The following is a 22533-nucleotide window of genomic DNA, read 5'->3' on the forward strand; positions in this document are numbered from 1 at the left end:
TTGAAAACCACCCCAAAATTAGAAATCTCGACATTCATTAATTCGAATGTTTCAATACCAGCCAACGAGGAGCCCAGTTCATGAAACGATTGATTTTCGCAGCCGCTTTGATTGCCAGCCCAACAGTCGCCTTTGTGCAAGACACAAACCCGTCGGACTTCTCTTTTACCGACGGCGCGGCGATAAAAGCCCTGAAGATAAAATCAGTCTCAAAAAAACGAAACGTGGTCGTGGTTTCGATCGAAAATCGTACAGACAAACCATTTAACGCGAACTACGCCTGCACGCTCTTCGACGCGAATAACGGGATCCTGGGAGTGACAAACGGAGCGGCAAACGCTGTGCCGCCCCGACAAGAAGTTGCATCCGAATCTATCAGCTTCGATGAGGCTGCGGTCCAAACTACATGCAGGATCGAAAGCATCGTAGAGACAAGATCACCGTAGTCACCACCCACCGCCGGTGGGCTTGCTGATCTCAGGAGGAAATGTCCTTCCTGTATCCGCGTTGACGGACGGTCTCGGTAATGATGTCGCCGACGCCTGCATACGATTGAAGCTTCGCGCCGCCTCTAGCAACCTTTCAGCTGCGGCGCTGATTTGAGCGCCGACATCCACACCTGCCACTTTGAGAAACGCGGCACTGTCTTCTACAGCCTTACCTGCTTCGCGCCCTCCTTCGGCAACCTTTTGCCCTGCCTCATGGCCGGAGTCCTTCAGGCTATCGATATCGATACGGAGAGCGTTCTTGAACTCCTCCTGCGACGGCATCGATATCTTTCCGAACCCGAAATTTGGGACTTTAGGAACAGCTCCAACACGGAGCTCCGGTGGGACGCCCGACGGAAGGCTTCGCATCGGAGGAAGATTTGAGGGCTTGTTACGTGGCACTGGTATGGCACCAGTTCCACCACCGGGGAAGTCTGCCATGACTACCGGCCTTCCCTGCCGACCGTTTGACGCACGCGGTCGACGAGGGTCATCTTTCCCGGCGCCGTACCTGGATGCCCAATATTCGCCGAGAAACTTCTCGTCGCGGTAGCCGCCCTCATATGCGAGATCCATCTCCTCAGTGGAGGATATCACCCCAAGGTTACGGCGGAACCATCCCCAGCCGCGCTTCTCTGCGCCGCGCTGGCGGGCGTTGTAGCGATCGATCTGCTTCACGCCTCCATCCATAAGAGGTGTAACTACAGGAGCTACGCTCTCCCCAAGAGACGTTTTGAGCTTTTCCCAGCTATTCGACATCCTGTCGATCGATGCCTGAGTATCCGCAAATACACGGTTCACGTCGCGGAACACAGTTCCATCAACTTCCGCAGAATTCATCGTATCGATGAATTTCTTGAGGCTGTCGCTGCTGGTCATCAGAGACTGCATGCCGAGGCGGAATTCCTGATCGCTGAACAACAACGGAAGCTTTGAGAGGTCACCCTTGATCGCTTCCTGCGAGAGCCTGATGAATGCGCTAACGGCATCTTCACCAGCCTTCTGTGCCGCCTCCATTTCCTTGCGTAGATCAATACCGAATTTCGCGAACTTTTTCCCGGTTTCTTCGGAATACATCTTGCCGAAGATGTTCTGCGCCTGGGTGGCAGCACTGCTCGCATCGCCGGTGTCTTCGCGGATTGTCTGGAGGATGGCGACGAGCTTTTTCAGGCCATCCTCACCCTTGTATCCGAGCGTCGCGAAGCTGTTGGCAAGACCTGGAATGTACTGCGCCATATCCTTCAGTTCGAACTGGCCAGCCTTGCCGCCCATGACCATGATATCGAAAGCGCGCTGCATGTTCTTCGTTTCGATCTTCAGGGCGTCAGCCGCCTTGAGACCGGTATTGGCAATATCCTGAGTTGCCGCACCCGTTGCCTGCGCCGTGGCGAGAACGGACGGGAGAAACGCCATAGCTTCATCCAGCGATTTACCGGACGCGACGAGAGTATCGATCGCTTCGATCGCTGGCTGCACGCTGTCGTAATTCAGATCCTTTGCAATCTGCTGCGCCTGCGCGAAAGCCTCTTTCGTCTGCGTCGCCGACGCATCGGCCGTGATGCCGATGCGAGTCATCTGACGTTCAAGCGCCGCGAAATCCTTTACCGTTCCAGCAATGGCGCGCCCGACCTCATATGCACCGTAACCGGCAATACCAGTCCGCAGCATCGCCCCGGCCTTGTTGAAGCCTTCCGCAGCGCGCTGCATACCTGCCGAATGGCGATTGATGGAAGCGACCTTTCGGTCAAAATCCGAGGCGGTCTTGTTGAACCGCGACATCTGGCGCTCGATCTGGCCCATACGGGTCGCAACAGAGCGGAAAGCAGGACTGGTGCTGTCCTTGCCATCGATTTCAAGCTCTGCGCGGATTTTCCGGTTTGCCATAGAGACACCCTATCGAGGTAACAGGCGTTCGATTTCATGAACGACGCGCGGAAAGAAATAATCTTCGATGACGCCAGCGAGGACATCCAGATAGACATCCGGATTGTTGGTGATGGCGTGCGCCGGGTTCGCCGCAAACAATTCGCGGATCTGCTCGCGCTTGCCGGTTGCAGACGACATCTGTGTGCCGGGCACCCGGCGAAACGCGCCGACATGACCGCTTTTCATGGCGGCGATGAAAGCATGGCGGTACGAGCCACGAAGCTTTGCGTAGACCCCGGACGCATTCTGTACCGCACCAAGACGCTGCAGAGGTATCCAACCGGACTCAGTAACAACCTTCGAGGTGTTGCCGCCGGCGTTGAAATGCGCCGTCGTCAGTGACGCGACCAGTTCGCGCGGCATTTGAGTATGTGGACCCAGGCGAGCAACGATGCGGGATCGCGCCGTCTGGGCAACGCGCGTCATCGCCCGGCGCATTGCCTTAGTGCGGATTTCGCCGGGGAGCCTCCGGAAGGCCCGCTCCAACTCCTCGAAATCCTTGCTGTTCATTTCCAGTCTCATGACCGGCTCCGTTTTCGTTCGGCAAAAATAACAGCACGATTGCACCAGTGCGCGATTTCAGCGGCAGTCATTTCCTGCACCCGCATCGGGTCCCAGCCGAGTTGAAACACCATCAGGTCGACGGCGTCGACAACCCCGGCTGCCGCATAAAAAAATCGCAGACGGCCTCGGCTACCTCGATCGCGTCATGCGCCTCCAGTACCGAAAGTGCGTCATAGGATGGCGACAGGCATACATTCAGGAGATGGCGGTCGATTGCCTCATAGTGGGTGACGACCATCGGTTGGCCGGCGACCACGTGCGTCTCACGCGGCTCGCCGATTCCGTCCATGTAAATTTCTTTGTATGTCGGCGCCCGAAGCCGAACTTCCGAGAATGGCTGCACTCCCAGAAACTCATATTTCCGGGAAAGCGTAATGATCCTCTCTGCCATGACCGCCCCTTATCCGCGCCGATAGGTTTCAGCGACGATCTGGAGGCCGGATAGTTCACCGTTGAGACGATTGGCACTCGGCTCGCCGCTGAAAAACGCATTGAAGAAATAATGCGTCACGCCGGTGAATTCCTCATGCACAGTAAAATTCTGCCGTGGCGCCGTCATCAACGCATTGAAGTCGACATCGCTGGCGTCCTTGAACGTCACCTCCGCACGTGGCGCGGTCGGCGTACCGACGCGGTCCGTCGAGCCGTCCTGGTTGGTGATGGCTTCATTCGATTGCCCTGCTGACATCACGGTGAAATTGCCGCGCAACGACAGAAGGGAGCCGCTCGCGAGACGTGCGGTCATACGCCCGCCAAAATCATTGCCTGCCATGGGTGTTCTCCGCAAAAAGGATCAAAAGAGGAAGAGGCGGAGACCGCCTCAAAGCTGAGCGTAGACGCGGGCAAGGCCGGCGAAGATGTCGAGCGGGTTGACACGATCCATCGGCAGCACGATGTCCACCCGGTTCGGATTGTCGAGATTGCGGGTGACCGTGATCTGCGCCGCGATATCGTTGCCGAACTCCAGAACGCCGCGCCGCGAAAGGTCGATGCAGGCATGCACCAGCGTCGCCTTGATATCGAGTACCGTGACAAGGGTCGGCAGATTGGCCGGGTTGTCATCGGCGATGGCCTTGTTGGAATGTTCGTAAGCCAACTGCGCGCGGATGAATTTCAGGGCGTAGGTCAACTGGTAGACCGCCTGAATATCGCGCAGGGCCGTATCCGGCACGCCGTTCGTCGTCTGCTGCTGGGTGATGATCTTGTCGATGATCACGTCGCCGCTGCGGTCAACCTTCCATGCCGAAACACCGTTCTGGAGCCATGCATTGCGCGTCGGGTAATCCGGCCAGTAATTGCGATCACGCGGGGCAATGACACCGCTGACCACAAGACCAGACTGGTTTGCTGAAACGCGGCCATCGGAGCCGGAACCAAGCATGGGCAGCGCCCGTGACACAACGGCGCTGACGGCCTCGTAATCAGGGGCGCCATTGCCGCCGCCCGAAAGGATCGGGATCAGTGACAAATGCCACGTGTCGCGCGCCAGACCCTTCGTATTCACCTGGCTGTCAGTGCCGGTGAAAGGATAGAACGCGTGGCCGTAAAGCTGCTGATCATATCCCCAGCGCGATGTCACGAACGCATCGAGCAGCGCCACGGCAGCATCGTCGCTGAAAGCGGAAACGATCGCCTCGAAAGGATCGTCGCCCATGGCCGCTAGGATTGCGGAGAGATCGGGGTTGCCCGCTCCTGCCGTCGTCGTTGCCGCCGTCAGATTGGCGCTGGTAAAGACGTTGCCGCCTTCCAGAATGGGAATAAAGATATCGAGCCTGCCCGCGTAAGCGCCCTTGTGGCGCGCCGTCAGCGTGACAACGTTCGTCGCCACCGTCGCCGTGAAAGGCAGGCTCTTCTTTGTAAGCGGATTGAAATAGGCATTGATCGCCGCCGCCAGAGCGGTTGCGGTATCGTTCGCCGATGTCCCGGCCGCGATGTCGATCGATACGCTTTCGCCTGCGATCTGAACCACGGCCTGTCCGCCCGCCGCAGGAATGGCGCCCACGGTCAATGTCCGGACTTCCGCCGTACCGGTATCGGCGACGCGGCCAAGATAGATGACCTGGGCGGGTGCATTCTTGCGGGCACGGATGAACATGCTTTCCAGCATCGAACCGCGACCGGCGAGACGACGGGCCTCATTGACGGTGCTGCAGATGGCGATCTCGCCTTCGGCAAGCGCGGCGCCGGCAGTGCCGAAGCCGAGCAGGATTTCGTTCAGTTCGGACGAGAACTGTCCACCGGACTCGATATCGAAGGCGAGCAGCGGTGCGACGATATTGTCGGGAATGTTGTTCACCATCGGGTCAATCCTTCCTGGACGGTTTTACGGGTTCGACCGGTTTTGCCTCGGCCTGTTCTTTCTCGACCAGGTCACCGGTCTCGATCATGCGACGATGCCAGCGCGAAAGCGGATCGATGGGGCGACCACCTTCCGGCCAGCCTCCGGGGATGGCGCACCCTTCGGCCGCCACATAAATCTTGGACATTGGAAATCTCCGGTCAGGGGATCAGATCTTCACGACCTGTTTCAAGCGAGATGCCACCGGGTCCAGCCGTCACACCATGTATCATGGTCAGCTGATCCGGGTTTTCAGCCGCAAAACAGGCTGCCAGTTCGGCGAGCTTCTGCTTTGCGTAACTGCCGTCGGGCAATGCTGCCGCAACCGACCCGAGCGGCTCTGGAAGGCCGGGGCGGCTCATGTCGAAATCGTCATCGCCGATTGCGAGGTTATAGGTGCAGAAAATCCGCTGCCAGCGAAGGCCGAATTCAGGAACGGCGTGGGTCTCTTCGTCAACGCGCAAAACCTGCTTGACGAGCTTTCTCCATGGCGCTCCGTCCGCGCTGAATTCGAGACGGCGCCGAACCTGCGCCACCAGGGCAGCGAGAACGAGTCTCGCCTCGACATCGGTGCCTGCCGTCATCGCGTCGACATAGTCCGTGCCGCCTTCCCGGGTGATGACCGCAAGCTCCGCCATAACGAGCAGCGATACGGTGGCTTCGGTGTCATCGAAACCAGAAACTACACCGGCGGCGTCCACGCTGCTTTTTTGCGTGTAGACCGAAAGAACCGGCGTGTATTTCCGCTCCTGATCAATCTCGGTCAAGGTAGGCCCGCGACTGTCAAAGACGCGCGCGCCGGCCAACGTCGGGAAATCCCCGCCTTCCGGAACATCGCTCGGTCTCAGAAGCTCGATCGCCACCAGCCTTACAGCTTCAGCCGCCAACATTCCTCACCTCCGAAACGAACCACGCTGGCCTGTTTGATCCGTCCTTGCGCGAGGCCTCGACGCGCCAGGTCTTGTTGCCAACCACGATATGATCGCCCATCCTGGGCGACCATGGCCATGATCCGACATGCGCCGTAATGACGGCATCATAAGAAACAACGCCATTACCTGATTGCGGATCAGCAGACGGATATCGCCTGATGATGTCGCCCGTCGGCTCAAGATCGACGGAACACAGGAAATCAAACGGCGCGCGCGCCGGATCATCCTGTTCGGAGTGATTGACGGTGGCGCCCGGCCGCCTTCCGATCAGGCGTCCGGGCTTCGTGTCGAAGGTCGCCGCACAGGCGGCTTCCGTGAAGGCCCGTGCGGCTTCCCAGTCAACCATTGCGATCAAGCTTTCAGGAGCAAAAGTTCCGCCTCGGCAGCTTTAAGGTCGACCTGAGCCGCATCGAGAGCGACAGTATCGGTCCCTGCCGCCGTCAAAGCAGCCTTCGCGCTTTCGACCTTCTTTTCAGCCGCAGCGATGTCCTCGGCTTTCTTCTTTGCGGCTTCGCCTGCCTCTGCCTTCTTTTTCGCCGCCGCATCCGCTTCAGCTTTTTCCTCGCTGTCAGACGTTCTGCTCGTGATCGCGACAGCAAAACGATCATCAATAAGGTGCTGGCCATAGTCCGTCGGGACTTTGACAGGCTCATGCGGAGAGCACACCTTGTCCTCCTTGAGGGATAGCACCGCCGCAGGAATAATCCCTCCGCGCGGGAATGCGATAGTTATGGTTTTCTTGGACATGGAAAGTTCCTCTTCCTGTTTCACCGCGCCAAACAACATGACGCTGCAAAACAGGAAGCCCATAAGGCTTCCTGTTAGAGTTATATTTCTGGACTGTCTGCCGGTCAGGTCAGGGTCAGCCTGCGCAGTGTCTGGGGGCGCGTGCAAACCGAAATCGCATTCATCTGCACTTCGAGATCGTAACCCTTACCGTTGCGCTTCTCGATCGCACGGCTGTAAAACGGCAGGCCCGGGGTGTTGACCGTTTCATTATAGTCGGCCGGCGCAAATCTGGTGATAAACAGGTCTGGGACACCCTCCATCACCACCCGAGCCTCGTTGTGGGCGATATAGGGAGAACCGAGATCCGCCGTCGCCTTGGCGCCGGTTTTGTATCGCTCCCACGTCGCGCCGCCCCAGACGAAGCTGTCCGGAACATCCTGGCGAAGGACGGCTGCGCCGGAATTGTAGAGGAATGTTTCCCGGACGGATTTGTGCTGCCAGAGTGCCTTGTGAAAATCACGTCCGGTGAAAACCCTGATGCCGCCATAAGCTTCATCGAGAGAATCTTCGAGAGAGTAAATCACATCCTGCCAGAGACTGGTTACGATCGTGCTGTCGACATCCAGTTCGAGCGACACAGCTGCCGGCACTGCCAGTCCGAACAGGTTGTAGAGATCAACGAGCACGCCGCCGGACTTGGATGTAACGATACCCTTGATGGCGCCCACTCGCTGATGCTCGAGGGTCATCGTCAGATCACGCGCATGGCGCTGCGCCTTGCGGTTGACGCGACCCTCAAGATTTTCGAGGCTGCTTTCAGTGCCGAACTCGCGAACGTTCTGCACTTCGTCAGCGGCAATGCTGTCATCCCGCTGATAATGCGGGACGCCGATGATGTGTTTGCTGCGATCGTCGTCGCCTGTCGTTTCACCGGAACCACCGCGGGAGCTCGGCTCGACGAGGCTGAGTTTTCCGTTGCGCATTTCGATCGAAACGCTCGTCGTCGAAACGCTGTCTTCTTCGAAAAGTGCTGCTGCGGAAATCTGACCGGGGCGATAGGGCTCGGCGTTGACGGCGGCGGTGAGGCTCTCAAGACTGAAAGGATCGCCAGTATGTGCGTTTGGTGCGGCCATGGATCAGATCTCCTTATCGGGCCTTGATGGTCACGGCACGAAGCTGTGTCAGCTTCGCAGCGCGCTTGGTTGCGTCGTCGACGCTGGCGTCGAACACCAACATCGGATTTTTCACCTCGGCGTCATTGGTGATGCAGACCGCTTTGACGTCGGTTGATGTCGCATCGACTTCGTATCCGAGGATAGCGACGGCGGTTTCCGCCCCCTCCTTGCCGACGACGCTCGCGTTCGGAGAAGCAACGTATTTGTTGCTCGCCGTCACCTTGCCGAGAACGGTGCCTGCAAGAAGCTTGCCAGCCCCGGATGCGATGGTGAGAACCTCGCGAGAAAGGTATCCGTTCGCTTCGGAAAGCAGGACGGCCAAATCGCGCGGAGTTTCAGTCATGGAAGTGGCCATGGATCATTCCCCCTTGGTCTGGTTACGGCGCGCCGCAAAGATCGCGTCGCGATTGATCTTCGGTGACGCCTTTGCGGCGGATGACGCACCTGCCGGCATGGCCAGATTGGCCGCCGCGAGGCGCTGCTGCTCGTAGCTTTTTGCAGAGCCAGCATCTCCTTCTCCCGCTTTCGCCGATGCAGCCTGTGCGGCAGGGACATTCGCGGACACGAAAGCGATAACCGCTTCCGCCGTCATCTGCGGGGAAGCGGTGGCAAGCTCGATTGCAGCATTCAAGCGGCCCGCGTCTCCCTTGATGCCCTCAGCGGAAACGATGGTGTTGATGTGGCCCATGGCTGCAGTGAAACCGCTGTCGCCACTGGAAGCGGCTGTGACAACGGCGGCGATGGTGCCGGCTGCGGCGGATGCCGGGCCGGACTGGGACTGTTGGACAGTCATGTCACCTCCAGTGGTGGGTTGAGCCGCGAAGGGCGGCGGGTCGGAAGGCGGAGCTTTCGCTCCGGTTTCACCTTCATTCTCGATCATGAGAACGTCGGCCGTCGATCCGGGAAGCACCGCCGCCCGAATGGCATCTATCAAACTTGACATTGCGTTCATCTCCTTTGGACAGCCTTCACAAAGGCGTCGAAGGTTGCCAGTGGGTCACCGACAGCGTCGATGAGGCCGATTTTCAAGGCGTCCCCCGCTTCATAGATATCCGCTTCAGTCGCGAGCGCGGAAGCTTTTGTGATGCGGCCGGAGCGGCCTTTACCTACAACTTCAGCAAATTTTTGCCGCATCACTTCGGCCTGTCCACGCCAGCGCTCAGCCAGATCAGCAGACAGAGGCTCGTACGGGTTTCCGTCTGCCTTTTTTCCTCCGGCACGAATGATGGTTACTTTGATCCCGGAATCGTCCAGCGCCTTGGAATAATCGGCATGCAACATGATAACGCCGATAGAACCGGCTCCACCAAATTCCGGCATCACGACAGAACGAGCCTGCGAGGCCAGCAAATAACCCGCGGAATAAGCGAAGTCTGTCAGGATCGAAATGGTTGGCTTTTCCTTCGATAGAAGAGCTATAGCCGACGCAACCTCGAAAGCCCCATTCACCTGCCCGCCATAGCTATCGACCTCGAACACGATGCCTCTGACATCAGGACTTCGGCGCGCCATGGCGATCTGGGCAAGTAAACCCTGATAACTCGTCTGCCCCGAATTAGCGCCGATCCACCCGCCTTTGTGCACAAGTGTGCCTTCGATCGGAATAATCGCGACACCTTGATAGAGATCAAATGGTAGCAAATTTGCGCCCGTGTAGGCCCTCTCAAGGCGGTTACCCACCTTGCCAGCCAAGGTTCTTCCGTTTTCTCCAGCCACGTGGCTGACAGCGTCGCCGGGGTTGGAAATTACAACAGTATCACCCGCTATCCGGCTGCCAAGTCCATGCAAAAAAGCCTCAGCTTTTCTGGAGTCGTACATCAGCGGCGTATTAAACACCTGCTGGGCGATGTGGGCATAGCTCAGGCTCATGGCTTTTCTCAATCCTAAAACTTAAGCCGCCAACGACGCGACGGGCGGCAACCGGTTGTCTTCGCCTGACAGGCCGCCTGCAGGCGGACGAGTTCCCTGTCGATATCAGCGATGCTGGACGACGCGACCTTTACGCGCTGCTGCATAACGGGAGAGCGAATTTCACTCTCTTCGATCTGCTCACCTGCGAGACGCTTCGCTTTCGCCGCAGCAAGCGCCGCATAGAGAGCACACGGGTCTTCCACATCCACCACAACGCCCGCAATCTTCACGGTATTCATGTGGTCGCGCCTTCCTTTTGCATCGTTTCAGTTGCCGCCTTCGAACCGTAGCCTCTTTCAAACGGGCTCCGCATACCGGCGTTCACATAACGCTCGTGCCACATGAGCCGGCTCTCAAAGACTTCCTCGGGATCGTCGCCGAGTTCGGCACATTCGCGTTCCAACGTTCCCGTGCCGTTGGCGATACGCTCGCTGGATGCCTTTGCGCGCTTCTCGTCGTCGGCAGTCGGCTTCGATGGCCCCTGGCAGATAGCCCAAAGGATTTCCTCCCGAAATTTACGGAAGACATCATACCCACCCTTGAATGGTATCCGTCCCTCGCCGATTTCTTCATCCAGCCACCCCGCGTAGGGAACCAGAACATGCGGCGCCGCAATGCGGTCGGTACGTCTTTGAGCAATGGGCCAGAGAGCCGAGTTTTCCATGTTCGTACTGGCATAGGTGGCATTGGTGTAATCCAAGGTGTATCCGCCATATGACATGCCGAGCGCCCGCGCCGTCTCACGATGGAGCGAGGCCATGAAGCTTTGGGACTCCTTTCCAGGTGTCGAAATAGACTTGAATTCAAGATCTTCACCCGGGGCGAGGTGAGAAACGCCCGCACCAGCGCCGAGACGGATTTCCGATTCCGCAGCACGGTCCAGTTGAGCCTTGAAGTACTGCGCAAAATCAGACGCGATATCCTCCACACCTGTCGCGCCGCTGTCCTTCATACTTTCCAGAGCCTCGAATGCTTCCGCGCTCGGTTTGTCGCTTTTGAGGATGGCAGCGTAAATCGTCTGCAGAAAATGAACCTGGGCCATGGCGTCATCGGTGTTCTCCGCCATCAGGTATTTCCTGAATGTCGTGGCGAGAGGCGACAGACCGCGTACGTCGTCCGACGAGAAAGGATCGAAAGCGTGCATGACGAGCTGTCGTCCGTCGGCATCCCGTGCGGCATAGTCGATTTTAGTCGTCATGCCGTCGCGACGTTCCTGAAACCGGTAGTGCGTTGGTCGTCCATAGGCATCATGGATGACCCCTTGGTACATCCCTTCAATCTCGTTGGTATCTTGAACCAGCTTCTGCGGGGAAATGAGCAGAAACTTTGTGCCCGTTCTGGTTCCCGGCAACCTTTGCGCTTCCGGCAGGTAGGACACGATTCCCGTGCTTTCCCCGAATGCAAGCCAATGTCTCAAGCCAACATCGGTCTGCTGCGGGATTGTGAATTTCGCACGAAAGTCACATTCCAGCGGGTTCCATGCCCATACCTTGAAACGCCCCTTTACCATTCGTGTCCAGGCAACCGCTTCCGTACGGTCGTAACCGAACTTTGTCAGGTCTGGGCGCGGGTTCAACTGCAGCTCGACGCCAACCGTGTCGGCAAGGATCTGGTCCGCCGCGCCGCGCAGCCGTCCAGAATTCTGCAGCATATCCATGGCAAGGGCTGCGGCCCGCCACCAGACACGGCGAATTTCATCACGATGCTCTCTCAGCGATGCAGGACGGGAGGCTATGATGCCGGATTGTGTGTCGCGAAGGTACCCGGCCCGATAACGGGACGGATTTCCGGCAGGAACAGCAACACTGCCAGCCTTTACCCGTACCCGCATCTTTTCGGTCATCTTCTTTTCGCCCACCTGTTTTCGACTGGCTTTTTTACTGGCGCAGGTGGCGTGACCGGAGCTTCCTCCGGAGATACCCTCTCCGCTACTTGCTGGCTTTCCGGCGACAAGAGATCGACAGGCACTGCCGGTTCATACTTTGCGCGCAGCACAGCCCACTGGCTTTTGGTTAGACGAGAGATGCCGAGATGCTCGGCCATCGCCATCGCGTAGATGCGGCAATCAAGGAAGTGGTTATGCTCTCGACGAGGCATCCATTCTTCATGCAACTTGCCCTTCACCATCTTCTGGCTGAAATATTCCGCAGTCAGCTGCTGAAAATACTCCTCGCCGAGATCCATGTGGAAATGGCAATAACCAGGTGGATCTGTCGCTTCGCCCGAACGCAAACCAGTCTTGTGAAGGTTTCCGTAGAACTCCGCTTTCAACGCCCAAGTGCCGACCGGCCATGACATAGCCGAACCGTGCCTCTTCCGTTTGCCACGCTTGTTCACCGATTTACGCACCGGCGGGCTGATCGCGGCGACACCACGTCCTGGCATGCCTTTGATCGCGTAAGCATTCGGGCGCCGCCGGCACCATTCGAGAACCTGAGTGGGCCGATAACCGCTATCGACGGCTAGCGCCTCGATCTTGCGCAGAACGCCATGGCTATCGGGAAACTCCTGTTCGCAGAATTCATCGAGGAGGAGCCACGCACCCGCTTGCGGATTATCCGTCGCCCCCTCGAAGAACTCGGCGAAAACATTCCAGCTCTGACGGTCCTCCGCGAAGACAACACCCTCGCAGTAAATGCCGTAAGACTGCACGTCTGCTCCCGCAACGAACAGCAATCCGCCGGCAGGAATTGTGCCTGCCGGGTATTCCTCCCGGCGCTCCATAAGGCGCTGATGATCGGGGGCATTCCCCTTCATCTGGTAAGGCTTGGCGCAAATCAGATTGGAATAATCCTTCGCGCCCGCCTCGCCCTTGGCCTCGTACTTGATCTTGTCCTCTGCGATGGCCTCGTATGACATCATGAGCGACATGAAGGCATCCACATGGAAGCCGGGATGCCTGTCCGGACCGGTCACCGTCGGGATGTAACGTCCTTGCTGCACAGCAGGGACACGCTCCATTTCCGAAATATGATGCGTGCAGCTCACGCACCGCATAACCGTCTTGTGCAGATGCTCCCGATTAATCAGTAGATTGGCATCTTCCTGCACCTGCTCGGTACCGCACTCAGGGCACCGGATGTACCAGAAACGCTGGTCGGACCGACGGAAATCACGGTCAATCCGGCAATGTCCTGGACCCTCGCCAAGCGCGTCGCCGCTATCGAGTTCCGGTGTCGAAAGCCCGAATATCTTGTAGGTTTTCTGCCGACGAAACGCCGTGAAGCGACCGAAGAACAGGTTTTCCGGATCCGCGCCGTTAGGAAGCGTCTGCCATTTCGATACCTCGTCCTTCACCCCGAAGCGGGTCGTCTTGGCCGAAAGGTCCATAACGGTATTGGCGTTCGCCAGGTACAGCGAGCCGCCGGGAAACTTCTTCTCGTAAGTCGTCGACCCTACGCCGGACCGGCTGGTCGTTGGCATAATGATCTGTTTCCCGGTATGTTTCTGCCATGCATCAATAAGCGGCTGAAGCTTGCCGGAGTTGATGTCCTGCAGCGTATCCAGACCAGGAACGCCGTAAATCGAGTTATCCGGGCAGGTCTCCGCAATATAGAGCATCCACGCCAACGCCAGAATTGAGACACCGGTCTGTTGTGATTTTCGAACCGTCACCTCCGTGCACGGATGCTCAAGGCTGAGGCATTGCGCAATCTCGACAAGATATGGCGCGTCTTCGGCCGACCATAAATCTCCCTTCTTCGGACCATCCACGAGAACGATGTTCTGGGGAAGATAAATATCAAAAGGGACTGGAAGCTCGCTGCGGACTGTTCGCGCCAAAGCCGACGAAACAACACGAAAGGCCCCAGGATGCACGGTCATGCGTCTTCATCCTCAATCAGCGGGTCGCTCTCGGGGGCGGCCTCCGCCAAAGCTTCCAGCTTGTCGGCGATGTCATTGCAAATATCGATCGCGATCTGCCGAAGAAGAACGCGGACGCCGTGAACCCCTTCTTTCGAAACGGCCAAGGCGATTGTATCGGCCCGATTGGGAAGGCGCTTAACGATGGACTGGATTTCTCCGCCGATCATCGCGACCGCCTGGTCAGTTTTGTCTTTGCGGATAAGGGCTCCGCAATCCTCCTGATGTCGAATCTTTTCGCGCCCGACCTTCAGCCATTCCGACTGTCGGCGCGCTTCGTCAAAACTGTTCTCATCGCGGAACGGAAGCTCTGGCGGAGACTTGCCGTCCGGTCGACCATCTGGAGACCGAAGCGGCGCCGTTGCCTTGGCAGGGTTCACATGCCGCTGACGATAGTGATCATAGTGGGCCAGAGATACCGCTACCACCTGACCCTGCGAACCGCGCTCGATCGGCGTATCCGCTCGATCTTCCGCCAGCTTTTTCACAGTTTTGGAAACGGCAGCCTTCGAAACACCGTCCCGCGCAGCAATCTGCGCGATGGACCACATCACATCGCTCATCGTTAACCCGTTCGTTAACCCATGCGTTAACGCCGTTAACCACGTTAACCCAATTTTTTCAACTGTTTGACTGGCGGCTTTTCGGGGTCGTCCCGGCCCGCAGGGGGAGAAATCCCGGTACGGTCCCTTGACCCGGGGGTGGCTGCCTTTGGCCGCCTCACCCCTCCCCGGTCATGAAAGGCATGCTATTTGCCGCCATTACAGCAGCGGGTGCATGGCAGCCTCCATCGTTGGCAACAAAAAACCCGCGCCGGACAATCCGAAGCGGGTTTTCCAATCTTTTTTACTGTCCCCAAGATATGTCAAGCGACTGCCGCACTTCAACACGTAGACCGCAAATAAATACCTTTCATAATCAAACGCTTACAAGTTTGTCAGTATTTTTTCTTACGCGCATCCACGGCGCATGGTCCGGAGTGAACGGTTCGACATCGTAGAAAGTCAGCTGATTTGCCAATGATTTGCCCAGGCAAACCAGCGCATCCTGCCAAAGCTTCCATTCCATTCGACCAATGATCGCGCTTCGGATTGGCTCGGCGAGTTCCATCTTTCGATATGCGCCACGCATCGGACGTTTGCGTTTCCGGTCATAACCATCCGCCTCGAACTCGTAGAACCGACCAAAGCGGTCTTTTGCAGTTTTCGAGATGAACCATGCCGGTTGCCCGCGACGCTCTACGATACGTTCTTCCGGTTTTTCCGCAAACCAGTCTGGCCCGCGGCCGAGGATGGCTGAGCATACAACAAGATTGGCCGCTCTGCGACCGTTGGCGCGGTCCCCGCGCAGCCGAAAAGCCTCAATCTCAGCCCGCACGGCTTCCGCGACCAAGCCATAGTCGTCAGCCCAATCAGTGAATGGTGCCCAGTCATCACCAATGACGAAACGATGATCCGCAAGATCTCGAACCGCATCTGCAACAGCCAGTGCATCAAGATGCGGCTCCAAGGTGATTGCAGATGACGCAGCCATGACGTTGCGCGACCGGTCGATGATGGCTCCCAATTCCAGCATTTCCATGATCATCGTAAAGTTCGATGAAGACGAGCTCGGGCCACCAGCTTCAGAGATATCCCGCACGCATAGCTCCTGCACAAAAGCCCACTGCAACAGTTTTTCGATACCGATTTTCATTATTTTCAACCCTTTCCAAGGGAAACGAACAGATAGAACAGGAGAGTGATTGATTTAGAACAGCAAAACGAACAGGTAGAGCTGTTTTTTATCAATAAAATCAATGACCGAACATCAAGAACAGGTATTTTCAGGGTTTACATGATGCGACCGGCATTGGGTTATAAGCAAACAACCCGATGGGATTATTCACGCGCAAGCGCATGCACATCATGGAAACTTTGAAATTTGCTGTTCTAGCTGTTCGTGCTTCACAAGCATCTGAAAGATATAATCTTTTCGCCCTCGCCGGTTTGCAACCTGCTGTACGATGGGCATCGTTTGCTGTTCTAGCTGTTCGCCCCGGACCCTTCGCCGAATAACGAAAGGCAGATCGCGGCCTTCGTGTCCTGTGTGTACGGCGAGGGGTCCGGGTGTCAAGCAAAAGCAGATAGTCAGCGATAGAGATCATCAAAAATTCTCCGGAAAAGGTTCATCGTTTGAAAAACGCCCATCTGGGGGTGCCGGGACGTTACTTCCGCCCGCGAACTCCTCACGGATGCGGATGCCCGCGTATTTCGTGCCAGTAGATCGCAATCTTTGAAACTGATGCATCAGCCCGTCTGGCCCCTTCCAACTCTTTCGGGTCTGATCGGGCAACCTCCGAGTGAAGGTCGCCTGCCGTATGTCTGCCAGACCTTCCCGCTTGGCGTACCGGAGATATGCGTTGTAAAGATCTTCAGGAACCTCTCGATCAGCATCAAGGCCCGTGATGAGGCAGGCATTTCGCAGGAATGCGCCGATCGGATCACTCTCTTCCCGATATTCGGCCGTCGCCGCTCGGACGCCGTCAGGGACGCGCAACCCAAACTGGAGGTATTCAAGCGCCCCCTTGACCATCCACGCAAAGATGCCATCTCGCTCCGTAGCCAGTAGCTTTTCCTTGAGGGTCTTATCAACCTCATCTTCCGGAATTTGTATTTCCCACGGCACCAGGTGAACACGACGCCATATACCGTCCGAGTCATCCTTGATGATGGGCTTATGGTTGCCGGAAAGAATGATCTTGAACTGCGGGATGAGTTCAAAAAAATCCTGATGCAAGCGTCGGACCGCGATCGGTTCCCCGCCCGTCAGCGTCTTTATCAATGCGTCCTTCAGATGCACGCCCATTTCTGGCTCGCTGGCCGCCACGAGGCGAGCACCGGGCAAGCGGGCGAGGTCGGGTGTCGCTTCTGCTCCGCCCCGCTTGCTGTCACCAGCGAAACTATCGATCGACATTGATACGGCATAGTCGCCAAGGATCTCGACCATAATGTCGACGAATGTGGATTTTCCGTTTCTGCCGGCTCCATAAAAGAACAGCAGGCATTGTTCACCGGTAAGGCCGAGCAGGCAGTATCCAAGATATCGCTGCAGAAACGCCCGGTAATCAACATTCGGCATGACACGCTGCAGAAACTGGTGGAACATCGGCGCGCCCGCGTCCTGCAAAAAACGCGCTTCGCACAGCTTTGAGATAAGATCGGCCGATCGGTGCGCGTCGACCCTTATCTGCCACTTTCCGGTATCCCCAGCCTCTGAGCAGAACCTCAACGTGCCATTTTCACAGTTTAGCGCGAGTAGATCCTTGTTGAGGTCCAATACTTCCAGAGAGCAATAGGGCGCGGCTTCCTGAAGCATATTGTTGATCTTCGAAGTACCTGCCGCCTGCTTGGCGTGAGCGTGCCGTGACGAAATGCGACCGGACCGGTCTTTTTCGACCTTGTCCATTTTCTCGACATCCTTTTGCAGCCGCTCATATTCGGCCAACTTTTCCGCATCCCAATCCTTTCCCGCTTTACCGATTTTTTTCAGTTCTTCTCGCGCGAGCTTACCGGCCGCGATCTTAGCCTGTTCCTCTTCGCTACAATCCAGCCGCACAGCCTCGTCATCGATGAATTCTGCCGTGCGGTGTGCGAACCGGCGAACAACGGAACCGGAAGCATCCTCCAGCCAGCGCTTTCCATCGTAGCCATGCCAACCGACGTGGGTGACATGACGGATCAGTTCGCCGAAGCGAATAAGAAGCCGATTCGCATTACCGATATCCGTTTCCGGCTGCTCGGAGCATTCCTCGAGAATTTCCTCATCAGACAGGACAAGGACATCTTCTGCCGGCTCCGGCTCTGCAACCGGCAAAGGGTCCGGGTTTGCGGAAAACATGCGCCGTTGCTGCGCAGCCATCTTCATCATACGCGCGACATCCTCAGGAACGTCGCCGTTTGTCTTCTTATCTTTCTCCTTCATCTACGACGCTCCAGGCGCGTCAGACGCTTTTCGGGTGTGTTCATGTGTCAATCCCCTGCTGCATGTTGGCAAACAAACTGGCGAAATCCTCGCCTTCCGGTGGCCAGAATGGTGTGATGATGCGATGCGGCGCCGACAGACGCGTAACTGTCCGCGCTATGGCCGACGCCGTGAAAACGTGCTCGCTGTCGCCGTCAACGAGTATGAAGAGTTCGACAACATGATCTGGCACCTGCACGGCGTCCGTGGGCGTCTGATCTGGCTTTGGAACGGGACCCTGAATTTTCTGAAATTGCCCGTTACCGACCTTTATTGTCGGGTGCAAAAAGGAAGATCGCGGATCGGCCGGGCCAGCAAGATTGCCGAGATCGCCCGTCGCAGCATAGAATGTATCAGCCCGCCAACGTTCGGCGCCTGCATAGGCGCATACCGTCTCGATACCTTCACCCAGCACCCATCGCACCGCTCGCGACGCGCCAAAAACTGGGATCATCGACCCTTTTTTCGTACCGCGCATCTTCTTGGTGGTGACGGGATTTTTGTCCTTATCCAGAATGACTGTGCCGTCTTCATCGCGGATCAACGGCCGATATTTCGGGGCATTGCCCAAATCAATCCATGTTTCATGGCATCCCGTCAGACTGCCGTCGGCAGCTACGAAAGGCGCGATCATGGCTGGCCCCATATGCGGACTGGCTGCCCTGCCCATCTCATCCTTGCCATGCCAGTAGGAATGCGCCGGCGCAAAGCGAATATGATCGAGAATGCCCGGATGTGGTTCAAAACCTGTACGCAGCCGGAGATACTGAAATAGCTCCGAGGCATAGGAAAATCCTGAGGAGCGCAAATCTTGCGCATTGCCATAAATGCCCCGCGCCTTGCTGACCTCGATATCGCGGAACCGGTTTTCGCCCGCTTCCTTCTCGCGGTTTTTCCGCTCGTTATCAGCCTTCAGCTGGGCGATGCGTTTAAGCCGTTCTGCCCGCTGTTCATCAGTTTCGCGCTCGCCACCTTCGGGAATATCTTCGTTGAGTGCGGCGGCGCACGCTTCCAGGAAGCCTACCCTGTCACGCAGATCGAGATTGTGGAAATGCGCCATAAGGGCGATGCCGTCACGCCCTCCGCCACAGTTGCGGCAATTAAAGACGTTCTTGACACCATTTATGGAAAACCGGTCTTTGCCGCCGCAGCGCGGGCAGGCGCCGATATGCTCCTTGCGGCCCAGTTTGATGTTAAGCCGCTCTGCAGCCTCGCTTACTGATACGTTACGAGCCCGTTCAACAAACTCTTCAATGATGGGATCAGACATGCGACAGCCTCACACCAGCAGTGGCTGCACGGAGCCGTCGGAGAAAACAGACGCCATTGGCGTGTCCGCGACAGGTTCGTCACCATCCCAACCCTGCGGCCAGGTTTCGGCCGATATGAGTTCGCGAATGCGGCTCTCTTCCTCTTCATTGAGGATATCTATCTTTGGCCGTCCCAGACGCTCCGCTTCGACATTGATTTCAGCCTGAATACCAAGAACCCGGGCAAGCCCCATCAGTCGGGCATCGAATGTCAACGGTCCCATGCGTTGGGGATTAGCGGCGATAGCGCCGTTTTTCAGCCTTTCGACACCAGGTTTACGTAGCCGGTTATGAGGCAAACGCAACTCGCGATACAGCGGCTTCAAGCCCAGCAGGGGAGAAAGATAAGACCACTCCGGCATGGCGACGATCGTCATCAATGCCAAATCTTTCGACGCAAGAGGGCAGCCGGCACAACCGGTTCTGGCGTTCTTCTCCTCCGCCTCATCGCCACCGTAAGCGTCCGCAATCGCAGACGTGGCCCAGCCGCCGTACTCAGGCAGAGGCGCATAAAATCTCAACCAGTCCCAGACATTGCACACGCGCCAATGCAGAAGAGGGGCAAGGGTTGCTATGCGACCGCGGATGCCTTTCGCCTGCGGCAATACCTGCTGATACCAGCCCTGCCCGCATTCTGCTCCATCCTTGCCACACGACATGACAATACGTTGGTCACGGATCGCACTTTCACCTTGCCGGACACCTGTGATCATCAGGATATTTCCATCAATCTCGTTAATCCGGCGCTCCAAAGCCTCCGTCATAGGATCGATCTTTATCTGACGGGTGCACCAGCGGAGGGTGTTGTTATTTGGCGGAGGAACACCGCGGCCGAGGATGTAAACAAGGAACCTCTTATCGAGCGGTGCCCGGACAACCTCGCAGCGGATACCCCTTTCAGCCATCTGCAACATGATCCGCTCAGCAGCAATCGCCAGTGGCGGCAACTCCTGGCGCGTGTCGGCATAAAAAACCGAAAGCGACTTCGGCTGTGCCAGCTGTCCAGTGTCCAACAGATGGAGGATAAGCGTCAGGGTCGCACTGCTGTCTTTCCCTCCGGACCAAGCTATGCCCCAGTGGTCATGGTCCGGGCCATATGCCTGCATGGATTGAAGAGTAAGCTCAACCGCATCGTCATAGACGAGGCGTTTTGAGCCTTCAAACAACGTTGGCTGCATCATGCCGCCACCTGCACGGCAACGAGATGATTACAATTCGCGCCTATTAGCGCTTCGGCCACAGGCGGGCTAACACTGTTCCCGACACAGGAGACCTGCACGGATTTCGGAAACGCTATCCACGTTTCCTTGCCGTCTTCCGACACCCAGACACCATCGATCTGATAATCGCCGGGGAAACCTTGCGCATTAAACAGTTCGCGCGGCGTAAGCATCCGCATGCCGATATCGACGATGACGAAGGTGTGCCCGTCGATTTCGAGGGTTACGAACTCACGCTCATCCCAGAACCCGTGCGATCGCATAAATGCCGCGACTTCGCGGGCGCGGGCAGCCTGTTCTTCCGTAAATGGTGGCACATCAAGCATCGCCTCGACATGGCCGTGCCGGTCTTTCGTGGTAATGGTGCGCGCAGGCTGATTTTCCTCGCCGCCGTCGCCCGTGCCGTAATAGGCCTGAAGGAATGGCGTCACCAGCTGCGACTTACCAGCACCATCAGCCATCACCGTCGCAGACGGACGGTCGATCTCGTGGCCGGTAGAGGTGCCGAATTGCCTCGCGACGAAGGCGGAGACAACGCCTTGCTGTGATCCGCTTTGCGTTGCGGTGGACATCGGTGCATCGGCAGGTCTGCCCGGATTGACGCCACCTTCGCGGCGGCTGTCGTTGTTGTGCTGCGCGACAAAAGCAACGGCCGCAGCGTGTTTGATGCCGCCAGCAACAACCGTTCCCAAAGGCTTGTCTATATCGAGGCATCGCGGAGACTGCCCGTCGCGCTCGCCGTATCCGGTCTGTATGAGCGTCGGGACGATAACGCTGTTCTGATCCTTCTTGCTGGCCGTGATCGTATGGTGCGGATCTTCGACGGATCGATTGGACCCACCATGCTGCGCGGCAGTAAGGACAGGTGCGACCAGGGAGAGGCCAGCGCCGCCGGCGGTGATCGTATGCGTTGGCTCATCAGCGCCGTTAAACGGCTTGCCGGCATTGCGCATCGTCATCAGGTGCGGAGCGATCATACCGATCGGCGCTGCACCACCTGGCCTCTTGATATAGCTATTCGCTGTAACGGTCGGCGCGGGCTCGCGAATGTCGCTGCCGGTGGCGCCGGTATTGAACCGGATCACCGAAGGTGCAACCACAGCATGACGGTTTTCGCAAGGGATTGTCGATATCGGGTCAGACAGTTCCCGCGTCCGCTCCGCTCTTAAGTCGCCATGGCCGTAATAGCTGACCATATGTGGAAGAACGACGGCCTTCTCACCACGGTTCGCGCCAGTCACCGTCTTGGCAGGCTCATCAATATCTTCGCAGCGCGCGCCATGCGTCAGATTGACGATGAAGGGCCTGTCCGCATCGAGAACATAACGTTTCATGCCCCGCGCAACACGGGCCATGGTGTTATCCGCCAGAGGCCTGATAGCCTTCAGACCGTGCTTATCGGCGATATCGGCCGAGCTATCGAAGATTGACGGGCAGGGGATCGACCAGTCGATGCATTCCGCCGCGGTGCGCCACGGTAGCTTGCGACCGGCGATCACGTCGGCATCATCGGGCGCGCCGTGCGTCGGTTCCGGCCAGACGATCTTTTGACCATCAAAACGGATGATGACGAAAAGGCGCTTGCGGATCGTCGGTGCGCCGTAATCGCAGGCGCGCAATTCCCGCTTTTCCAGTTTGCCGCCGAGGCGGCGAAGCTTCTTGCACCATTGTTGGAAGGTTTCGCCTTTCCGCTCCGGATCCGGCATCAATCCCCGGTCAGTCTGGACGAGCGGCCCCCACGTCGCAAATTCCTCGACGTTCTCCATGATGATGACATCGATCTTGCCGCCGCTTTTCTGAACACGCTCAACCCAGAACGGAATGATATGAGCGAGGTCGCGGATATTCCGCTCGACCGGCTTGCCGCCCTTGGCTTTCGAAAAATGCTTGCAGTCGGGTGAGAACCAGGCAAGGCCGATGTGCTGGCCCGCCACATAGTCCAACGGATCGACCTTGTAGATGTTCTCCGAAATGTGCAGCGTATCAGGGTGATTGGCGGCATGCAGCGCAAGAGCCTGCGGATTGTGGTTGATGGCAAGGTCAGGCGAGCGACCCAGCGCCATCTCGATTCCGG

The 22533-nt window shown here is 57.4% G+C and carries 23 protein-coding genes; 1 reads left to right on the top strand and 22 read right to left on the bottom strand.

From position 1 onward, the window contains the following. The first annotated feature begins 80 nt into the window (after positions 1-80). Positions 81-446, top strand: coding sequence for a hypothetical protein (locus tag AGR13A_RS17785; protein ID WP_080838152.1), 366 nt, complete (start codon positions 81-83; stop codon positions 444-446). On the opposite strand, the gene AGR13A_RS17790 is transcribed toward AGR13A_RS17785, so the two are convergent. The 22 genes from AGR13A_RS17790 to AGR13A_RS17895 form a co-directional block, all read right to left on the bottom strand. Beyond that, positions 447-2372, bottom strand: coding sequence for a phage tail tape measure protein (locus AGR13A_RS17790; RefSeq protein ID WP_080838155.1), 1926 nt, complete (start codon positions 2370-2372; stop codon positions 447-449). Positions 2373-2381: 9 nt separating this feature from the next. Then, positions 2382-2936, bottom strand: coding sequence for a hypothetical protein (locus AGR13A_RS17795; RefSeq protein WP_139786090.1), 555 nt, complete (start codon positions 2934-2936; stop codon positions 2382-2384). Positions 2937-3048: 112 nt separating this feature from the next. Next, positions 3049-3369 (bottom strand): hypothetical protein, encoded by a 321-nt coding sequence (locus AGR13A_RS17800; protein ID WP_080838161.1) that lies wholly within the window; start codon positions 3367-3369, stop codon positions 3049-3051. 9 nt (positions 3370-3378) lie between these two features. Further along, entirely contained in the window at positions 3379-3750 is a 372-nt protein-coding gene (locus AGR13A_RS17805; RefSeq protein WP_080838165.1) for a phage tail tube protein, read from the bottom strand. A gap of 48 nt (positions 3751-3798) precedes the next feature. Further along, positions 3799-5277, bottom strand: a complete 1479-nt coding sequence (locus AGR13A_RS17810) for a hypothetical protein (protein WP_080838168.1) — start codon at positions 5275-5277, stop codon at positions 3799-3801. A gap of 4 nt (positions 5278-5281) precedes the next feature. After that, positions 5282-5464, bottom strand: a complete 183-nt coding sequence (locus AGR13A_RS17815) for a hypothetical protein (protein WP_080838170.1) — start codon at positions 5462-5464, stop codon at positions 5282-5284. Between the two features lie 13 nt (positions 5465-5477). Beyond that, positions 5478-6206, bottom strand: coding sequence for a hypothetical protein (locus tag AGR13A_RS17820; RefSeq protein ID WP_080838173.1), 729 nt, complete (start codon positions 6204-6206; stop codon positions 5478-5480). Next, positions 6193-6594, bottom strand: coding sequence for a hypothetical protein (locus AGR13A_RS17825; protein ID WP_080838176.1), 402 nt, complete (start codon positions 6592-6594; stop codon positions 6193-6195). The genes AGR13A_RS17820 and AGR13A_RS17825 overlap by 14 nt, the downstream gene beginning before the upstream one ends. 5 nt (positions 6595-6599) lie before the next feature. Continuing rightward, positions 6600-7058 carry a hypothetical protein gene (locus AGR13A_RS17830; RefSeq protein WP_080838179.1) on the bottom strand — a complete coding sequence of 153 codons (459 nt, stop codon included), beginning with the start codon at positions 7056-7058 and terminating at the stop codon, positions 6600-6602. Between the two features lie 41 nt (positions 7059-7099). Further along, entirely contained in the window at positions 7100-8110 is a 1011-nt protein-coding gene (locus AGR13A_RS17835; RefSeq protein WP_080838182.1) for a major capsid protein, read from the bottom strand. 13 nt (positions 8111-8123) lie between these two features. Further along, positions 8124-8495: a head decoration protein gene (locus tag AGR13A_RS17840; protein ID WP_121490350.1), complete on the bottom strand. Its 372-nt coding sequence runs from the start codon at positions 8493-8495 to the stop codon at positions 8124-8126. A gap of 15 nt (positions 8496-8510) precedes the next feature. Then, complete coding sequence (locus AGR13A_RS17845; protein WP_167377582.1) at positions 8511-8945, bottom strand: hypothetical protein; 435 nt, start codon at positions 8943-8945, stop codon at positions 8511-8513. 155 nt (positions 8946-9100) lie between these two features. Then, on the bottom strand, positions 9101-10021 hold the full coding sequence (locus tag AGR13A_RS17850; protein WP_080838193.1) for a S49 family peptidase: 921 nt from the start codon (positions 10019-10021) through the stop codon (positions 9101-9103). Between the two features lie 14 nt (positions 10022-10035). Continuing rightward, entirely contained in the window at positions 10036-10302 is a 267-nt protein-coding gene (locus AGR13A_RS17855; protein ID WP_080838196.1) for a hypothetical protein, read from the bottom strand. Beyond that, positions 10299-11906, bottom strand: coding sequence for a phage portal protein (locus AGR13A_RS17860; RefSeq protein WP_080840292.1), 1608 nt, complete (start codon positions 11904-11906; stop codon positions 10299-10301). The genes AGR13A_RS17855 and AGR13A_RS17860 overlap by 4 nt, the downstream gene beginning before the upstream one ends. Beyond that, positions 11903-13888, bottom strand: coding sequence for a terminase gpA endonuclease subunit (locus AGR13A_RS17865; RefSeq protein WP_080838200.1), 1986 nt, complete (start codon positions 13886-13888; stop codon positions 11903-11905). Before AGR13A_RS17865 ends, AGR13A_RS17860 begins: the two co-directional genes overlap by 4 nt. Next, positions 13885-14415: a hypothetical protein gene (locus AGR13A_RS17870; protein WP_308400298.1), complete on the bottom strand. Its 531-nt coding sequence runs from the start codon at positions 14413-14415 to the stop codon at positions 13885-13887. Before AGR13A_RS17870 ends, AGR13A_RS17865 begins: the two co-directional genes overlap by 4 nt. A 430-nt stretch (positions 14416-14845) precedes the next feature. Further along, positions 14846-15622, bottom strand: coding sequence for a hypothetical protein (locus tag AGR13A_RS17875; RefSeq protein WP_080838208.1), 777 nt, complete (start codon positions 15620-15622; stop codon positions 14846-14848). A gap of 450 nt (positions 15623-16072) precedes the next feature. Beyond that, positions 16073-17890, bottom strand: a complete 1818-nt coding sequence (locus AGR13A_RS17880) for a DNA primase family protein (protein ID WP_080838212.1) — start codon at positions 17888-17890, stop codon at positions 16073-16075. 40 nt (positions 17891-17930) lie between these two features. Continuing rightward, positions 17931-19199 (bottom strand): DUF7146 domain-containing protein, encoded by a 1269-nt coding sequence (locus AGR13A_RS17885; RefSeq protein WP_080838215.1) that lies wholly within the window; start codon positions 19197-19199, stop codon positions 17931-17933. A gap of 9 nt (positions 19200-19208) precedes the next feature. After that, positions 19209-20420 carry a phosphoadenosine phosphosulfate reductase domain-containing protein gene (locus AGR13A_RS17890; RefSeq protein WP_080838219.1) on the bottom strand — a complete coding sequence of 404 codons (1212 nt, stop codon included), beginning with the start codon at positions 20418-20420 and terminating at the stop codon, positions 19209-19211. Next, positions 20417-22522 (bottom strand): DNA cytosine methyltransferase, encoded by a 2106-nt coding sequence (locus AGR13A_RS17895; protein WP_374701886.1) that lies wholly within the window; start codon positions 22520-22522, stop codon positions 20417-20419. The genes AGR13A_RS17890 and AGR13A_RS17895 overlap by 4 nt, the downstream gene beginning before the upstream one ends. Positions 22523-22533 lie beyond the last annotated feature (11 nt).

Origin of the sequence: Agrobacterium genomosp. 13 str. CFBP 6927 (genome assembly GCA_900012615.1) — a bacterium.
Lineage (GTDB): Bacteria > Pseudomonadota > Alphaproteobacteria > Rhizobiales > Rhizobiaceae > Agrobacterium.